Annotated in this window: 8 protein-coding genes; all 8 read left to right on the top strand. The window is 40.2% G+C overall.

Annotated features, from left to right (window positions below):
* Positions 1-205 (top strand): hypothetical protein (locus AAC037_RS15440; protein ID WP_339903821.1); only part of this gene is annotated, 205 nt, incomplete at its 5' end.
* 622 nt (positions 206-827) lie between these two features.
* Complete coding sequence (sbnA, locus tag AAC037_RS15435) at positions 828-1832, top strand: 2,3-diaminopropionate biosynthesis protein SbnA (RefSeq protein WP_339903820.1); 1005 nt, start codon at positions 828-830, stop codon at positions 1830-1832.
* Complete coding sequence (locus AAC037_RS15430) at positions 1826-3655, top strand: FAD/NAD(P)-binding protein (protein ID WP_339903819.1); 1830 nt, start codon at positions 1826-1828, stop codon at positions 3653-3655. Before sbnA ends, AAC037_RS15430 begins: the two co-directional genes overlap by 7 nt.
* A complete protein-coding gene (locus AAC037_RS15425; RefSeq protein ID WP_339903818.1) occupies positions 3645-4892 on the top strand; it encodes a Y4yA family PLP-dependent enzyme in 1248 nt (415 codons plus the stop codon). The genes AAC037_RS15430 and AAC037_RS15425 overlap by 11 nt, the downstream gene beginning before the upstream one ends.
* 11 nt (positions 4893-4903) lie before the next feature.
* A complete protein-coding gene (locus AAC037_RS15420) occupies positions 4904-5095 on the top strand; it encodes a hypothetical protein (protein ID WP_339903817.1) in 192 nt (63 codons plus the stop codon).
* Positions 5096-5331: 236 nt separating this feature from the next.
* Positions 5332-5913, top strand: coding sequence for a DUF6088 family protein (locus AAC037_RS15415; protein ID WP_339903816.1), 582 nt, complete (start codon positions 5332-5334; stop codon positions 5911-5913).
* Positions 5910-6893 (top strand): nucleotidyl transferase AbiEii/AbiGii toxin family protein, encoded by a 984-nt coding sequence (locus AAC037_RS15410; RefSeq protein WP_339903815.1) that lies wholly within the window; start codon positions 5910-5912, stop codon positions 6891-6893. The genes AAC037_RS15415 and AAC037_RS15410 overlap by 4 nt, the downstream gene beginning before the upstream one ends.
* A gap of 8 nt (positions 6894-6901) precedes the next feature.
* Positions 6902-7198 carry a hypothetical protein gene (locus tag AAC037_RS15405; RefSeq protein ID WP_339903814.1) on the top strand — a complete coding sequence of 99 codons (297 nt, stop codon included), beginning with the start codon at positions 6902-6904 and terminating at the stop codon, positions 7196-7198.
* Positions 7199-7315: the final 117 nt, after the last annotated feature.

Here is a 7315-nt window from a genome sequence, read left to right as displayed (position 1 = left end):
CAACAATGCCGCCAAAATCAGGGCGTATACTTTACCTGATTTCCAAGGGTTGTCGCACTTGGTTACAAAAATGTCACCCCTATTGGGGTTTTGGGAACGTAAAGGATTCTATAAAATGCAGGAAAGCAAGATTGGAATGAAAGATGATTTTGTCAGCATTGTTGCAAAAAAAAATGGCAATAATGCCGCCAAAATCGGGATGTGATTCATATAAATTTTACAAGGGGTTGACACCCCTTTCTACAAAAATGTCACCCCTATTGGGGTTGTTGGAACGTATAGGATTCCGGTGTAATCTTAATAACTCGGGAGGTTTGAAAAAAAATAATCCTAGCAGAAATAAATGTGGCTAAATTAAACCCTACTTGATCCAAGCGGTATTTTCTCGGCAGTGGTTTCCTAGGTATCGGGTCAAAAAAAATGGTCTCAATAAGAATTTTTGTGAACGCTATTTGTAAGAGAAGACGCTGAATAAAAAACGCTTTGGTCCAAATTGATTAGCGCGCTATAGAATAAACCACTCAGCACTATTTTGGATAATTGGGTTAATAATTTTTTCACAGAAAATGAATAAAATAGTTGAATAGGGCTGAAAATCAAGGACTAAATACTTTTTGCTCAATGGATGCCTCTGCAGGGCATGGTATGGGACTTTTAAACATGTTTAACCGGATTTTAGTTAGGGTGGCATGAAAAATTAATTGACAGCTTTGGGATTTTTGGAATGGCTTGACTAAGCCCTTCAGATAAACTGGCATAAAATTTATGCATTATATAAATATAAATTATCAATTAGTTTGGATTCCATCGATTAAAACAGAACGGGTATGATTACGACAGCCAATGAGATAAAAGTTGCCAATGATATTGTGGCAACGATAGGAGAGACTCCCCTGGTGCGTTTGGACAAACTTTTTCCGAGCAGCGGGGCATCCTTCTATGGGAAATTAGAAGCGGCCAATCCTTCAGGGAGCCTGAAGGACAGAACCTCTATTTTTATGCTCAAAAGAGCACTTGAAGAAGGAGAAATAAAAAAAGGAGATACCATTATTGAATCCAGTTCCGGCAATATGGCTTTGGGCCTTGCCCAAGCCTGTATCCATTATGGCTTAAAGTTGATCGTGGTGGTAGACCCAAATTTGAATGCCCATACCGAGAAACTACTGAAGGCCTATGGCGCCCGTTTGGAATACGTCAAAGAACCTACAAAAAAGGGAAGTTTCCTTGCCGCCCGCCTGGATAGGGTGCAAGAGCTTTTGCAAGACATACCCAATAGTTTCTGGACCAACCAATATGGAAATCCCAACAATCCCTTGGCACACCATAAAACCATTGAGGAAATATTGAGAGACTTGGGTGGAGCTGTGGATTATCTTTTTGTTTCCACCAGTACCTGTGGGACTTTGATGGGCTATGCCAATTATATTGCAGAGAATAATCCTTCTACCAAAATAATAGCGGTGGATGCCATTGGAAGTGTCTTGTTTGGAGGTAAAGCAGCACCAAGATTGATACCTGGACATGGTGCAGGAGTGCAGTCACAGTTTATTGATAAGAAAAAATTTGAAGGACATATAAAGGTAAGTGACCTGGATTGTGTAGAAGGCTGCTGGTCTTTGCTTAAAAAAGAAGGGGTGCTTTGTGGAGGTTCTACGGGGGGAGTAATTGCTGCCATCAACAGATACATCAAATACATCCCCAAAGACAGCAATTGTGTGTTTCTTTTGGCAGACAGGGGAGAGCGTTACCTCGATACCATTTATAATATGGATTGGATAGCGGAGCATTTCCCGAAAAGGAAAATGAAATTAAATTCTTCCATTGGATGGTAAAGGCAGTGCAAGCGGAGGAGCAAGCAGCTTCTAATATAGCCATCGTGGGCTTCGGACCCAAGGGGTTCTATGCTTTTGAACGCTTGGTGGCGCAGTTGAAAGCTCGCAAAGTCAAAAAACCGATCGCAATACATCTGTTCAATCAAAATGAATTCTTTGCAGCGGGTAATGTTTACCGTCCTGATCAGCCATCATATCTGCTGATGAATTATGCAAATAGCAATATCAATTGCTGGACAGATGAGGTACCGGTGGCCATTCTTGAAAATACACAGGACTTTGTAAGCTGGCTGCGGGGCCAACCTGCCTATTCAAGTGAGGCAAAAGCTGAAGCCTTTGCGCCCCGAGCGAGGGTAGGTACTTATTTGATGGAAAGTTTTACTCGTCTATGTAGTCATTTGCCTGATAATATTGAGCTGGTAAAACATGTACGAACGGTTACGGATATTGAAAGGACAGGAAAAAAATACCGACTTTTTTCCGAAGGGAATAAACAAAATGCCTATCCGGAATTTGATAAAATTATTTTGACTACCGGACATTTAGGATGTGGAGCCGGCTTTCTGGAAGAAAACCTTTCCAATCACTATATAGATTTTGTTTACCCTACTCAGCGGGCTTTAGGACATATTGAATCCGGTGCAAAGGTGGCGATAAAAGGATTTGGTCTCACATGTATTGATGCCCTATTAGCCCTTACCGAAGGAAGAGGTGGGGAGTTTTCGGTGAATAAATCGGGTAAAATGACCTATAAGCAATCAGGAAAGGAGCCCGGTAAAATTTATATCTATTCCAGAACAGGTCTTCCCATGATGTCGCGTACAGGCCATACCGAAATTAAGCAGCCACTTGTTTTTTTTACGGCAGACCGAATGGCAGCTCTTAAGGACTCCAAGCCTGTTTCCTTCGATAAGGCCATCCTTCCCTTGATTATCAAAGAATGTACGGTAAGTTATTACCGGGTGCTTTTTAAGCATTACCGATGGAGGTTGCTGGTGCTTCCAAAATTTGAAGGTATTCAGGAGCAGATTGAAGTTTTTCACCACTACTATCCTGAAGCCAAAAGGTTTAATTGGGAAAAATTATTGGATCCCTTTACCGACCAAGCCCAATTGACCCATGGAAAAGTTGCAGACTATATTGAAAAGTTACTTGTGGAAGCCGAAAAAGGGCCCGAGGAAAGCCCTTTAAATGCAGCTTTTGCTACTTGGCGAAGGATAAGTGCAATATTCAATGAAGTCTACAGTTTTGGCGGGCTGGATGCTGCTTCCCATCAATTGTTTGACAACAATTATTTTGGTCTTTTTAACCGTATCGCTTATGGTCCTCCGGTAAAGAACCTAAAAAAAATGCTGGCACTTGCCAATGCAGGTATAGTGGATTTCGGTTTTGTGAAAGGGGCCATTTTTAAAATTGATGGATCTGGTGAGAACTATGGTGTATTGAAGGTAGGTGGTCAGAAAGAGCAAGTCATCGACTACCTGATCAATGCTCGGATTCCCAGAAATAATGGCAATGACAAGCCAAGTCTCCTTTACCGTTCCATCTTGCAAAAAGGCATCGGTAGAAGATTCCAAAATTCTAGTGGGGGCACTTATACACCCGGTTGCATGGATATGGATAGCCAAGGGCGATTGATTGAAGCAGATGGAAAAGTGAATGAAGGGATTGCCCTTTATGGCACGCCTACTGAAGGGCTGTGTTTGGACAATGATACCTTGTCTAGAAAACGAAATAACTTGGCTTCCCAATGGGCAAAAGATGTTGCCCAATTTATTGCGCTTAAAGAAATAGAAAAAAATTGTATTGAAAATGAATCTTAACTATACCAAAGGTAATCCGAATGCAGGCCTGACGCCCATTACTTCCCCTTGGATGCACCGCATATTTGAAGACCAGAAAATCATCAAGGAACTGATTGAAAAGCATGGTTCTCCCATCAACCTGCACCATCTGCCCTCCTTTTCCGATAATATTGCTTCCTTTAAAAAGCTTTTTGAAAGCTATGAATTAAAGCATCAAATCTACTATGCACGCAAGGCCAATAAATCCAAATCTCTAGTAAAACAGGCTTTGGAGGTAGGCATAGGTGTGGACACAGCTAGCTTAAAGGAATTGGAACAATCCCTCGCGCTGGGTGGAACCGGGAAAAACCTGGTACTTACTTCTGCCATTAAAACCAAGGAACAGTATGCCTTGGCCATACAAGCCCAAGTGCCGATTGTCCTGGACAATGAGGATGAATGTAAGCAAGCCCAAAGCATAGCAGAGGAACTGAATAAAAAGGCCATTGTAGGCATTCGCATAAGTGGTTTTACGGTAGAAGGGAAAAAGCTTTACAGTCGTTTTGGCTTTGATATAGCTGCTGTGGAGGCCTTTATTCTGGAAAATTTCGGGGAAAAAGGGCGTTTTAAAAACCTCTCTATTCAGGGTTTTCACTTTCACCTGGACGGCTATTCTACCCTTCAGCGTGGCAAAGCTTTGACTGATTGTTTAACCTTGGCCAAGCGACTCAAACCGTCGGGCTTCCCCATTGCTTTTATAGATATGGGGGGAGGGATATTGATGAACTACCTGGAAAGTGAGGAGCAATGGAAAGCCTTTGATAAGGCCTTGCAGGAAGGGGTGAAGAACCATAGGAATCCGATAACCTTCAATGGGCATGGCTTGGGCTATGAAATGATCAATGGGGAATTAACCGGAAAACTCAAAACCTATCCCTATTATAACAAGGTCAATGGTACTACATTTTTAAAAGAGGTGCTGGACTATAAAGATGCGGTAACCCAAGAAAGCAATGCCCAAAGGCTAAAGGCAATGCAGGTGGAAATCCGAATAGAACCCGGTCGTTCCCTGCTCAACCAGACAGGAATGACAATTGCCAAAGTGGCCCATAGGAAACAGGATGCCAAAGGACAATGCTTGGTAGGATTGGAGATGAACATGAGTCAGATGATGAGTTCCAGTGAGGATTTTTTACTGGATCCCTATGTGATGTATGCCGATAATGCGGATTCAAATGCACCTGTAGATGTATTTTTCACGGGGCCTATTGTTTAGAGAGGGATGTGTTGCTCAAGCGAAAAATCTCCCTGCCCCAATTACTTGCCATAGGTGATTTTGTGGCTTTTGTAAACACCGCCGGTTATATGATGCACTTTTTCGAGACCGAAGCCCATCTTTTTGAGCTGTCCCAGAATTTAAGTTTTAGTACTAAAGATAAGTTGGAGGGAGCTGATTTTACTGCGGATGATTTGATTTAAGTTTTTTCAATGTGTTTGCTTATTAATGGATAAATCACATGGATTGTTAATCCATGGTTAAACATTGGTTTGAAAGGTCTGTTTTGGGACATTGAAAGATTGAAATTTTATCCGTATTCAAAGTCAAAAGTATTGATCCATTTCCAGTAAAATGTCCCATTTATTGATAAAAATCGGGACATTTAGGTGGGTGATTTTTTTTTAAATTGTCCCATTTATTTGCTATTTTTGGGACTATGGTAGATTTAGAAACAATAGAGAATAAGGTTAATAAAGGAGAAGTATTTTTTATTTCCGACTTTACCAACTTAGGTAATTATGAGGCTACACGTAAATCTTTGCAACGCTTAACAAAAGATGAATACATTGAACGAATTGCGAAAGGGATTTACTTTTTACCTAAAAAAAACGAGCAATTGGGCGTCATATACCCACATGCCGAACAAATTGCAAAAGCAATTGCCAAGCGTGATAAAGCAAGAATTATTGCCACAGGTTCTACAGCCTTAAACCTATTAGGTTTATCATCACAAATACCTTTGAAGGTAGTTTTCTTAACTGATGGCACAGCTAGAAAGATAAAAGTGGGTAAGCAAACCATTGAATTCAAAAAGACAAATCCAAAAAACCTTAGCATTAAGCACCAATTAACCAACCTGATAATTCAAGCATTGAAATCAATCGGTGAAAAGAATGTTACACAAGACCAACTTAATCATTTACAGAAAATAATCGACCAAAGTGGGGACCGAGAACTTGTTTATCAAAATCTAAAAGATGCACCTGTGTGGGTTCAGAAAAAAATTTTAGATAAATGAAGAACTGGCTTTCATTACCAAAAAAGGTGCAAACGGAATTGTTTACACAGATTGGAGTAAAAACAAATCTACCTCCACAAGCAGTTGAAAAAGATGCTTGGGTCACGCTAATGTTACGAATGTTATTTACCTCTAATTTGACTAATCATTTGATATTTAAGGGAGGGACTTCTTTGAGTAAAGCTTTCAATTTAATTCACCGATTTTCAGAAGATATTGACTTAGGGTTGGACCGAAAATATTTAGGTTTTGAGGGAGAATTATCGAAAGGACAAATTCGAAAATTGAGAAGGGTTAGCCATTCTTTCGTTTCTCAGGATTTGACTGAATTGCTCATAAAACAATTATTCCGGCACGGTGTTGAAGAGCGTTTATATGAAGTTGTAGTTGAAAACACACAGGTGTCTGACCAAGACCCTGAGACCATAATTATTAATTACCAATCGCTATTTGGAGAGATTGCCTATCTCCCAAAAAGGATTTTGATTGAGGTTAGCGCTAGGTCTTTAATTGAACCTAATCAAGAGGTCAATATCAAGTCGTTTATTGATGAACATTATCCTAAAACAGATTTTGCTGAAAGTGAATTTACGGTTCATGCGACCAATCCTCAAAAGACATTTTTAGAGAAGCTTATTTTATTGCACGAAGAATTTGAAAAACCAACGGAAAAAGTCAGGCATTTGAGAATGTCTAGACATTTCTATGATATTGGACAAATACTGGATTCAGAATTTGGTAAAGAGGCATTGAAAAACACTAAACTTTTTGACAGTATTGTTGCCCATAGGAGTGTTTTAACACCTATGAAAGCAACAAATTACGAAACACTTACTTTGCAAAGTCTACGGATTATTCCACCACATGAGCATTGGGATAACTATAAATCCGATTACAGTGAAATGCAAAGAAACATGATTCATGGCGATTCACTTGATTTTGAGACACTGCTTAATAAAATCGACAATGGATTGAAATAGCATCAAATATGATAATATTTAAACGAGGTGCTAGACTTGGAATCAGGGAGTTGCTAAAAGCCTTAGGCCTGGAGATCAGAATAGAACCCGGCCGTTCCCTGCTTAATCAGACAGGAATGACCATTGCCAAAGTAGCGCATAGAAAACAGCATGCTAAAGGAAAATGGCTGGTAGGATTGGAGATGAATATGAGTCAGATGATGAGTTCCAGTGAGGATTTTTTACTGGATCCCTATGTGATGTATGCCGATAATGCGGATTCAAATGCACCTGTAGATGTATTTTTCACGGGGCCTATTGTTTAGAGAGGGATGTGTTGCTCAAGCGAAAAATCTCCCTGCCCCAATTACTTGCCATAGGTGATTTTGTGGCTTTTGTAAACACCGCCGGTTATATGATGCACTTTTTCGAGACCGAAGCCC

Source organism: uncultured Cyclobacterium sp., assembly GCF_963976465.1.
Classification (GTDB): domain Bacteria; phylum Bacteroidota; class Bacteroidia; order Cytophagales; family Cyclobacteriaceae; genus Cyclobacterium.
This window is presented reverse-complemented; position numbering and strand designations above follow the sequence as displayed.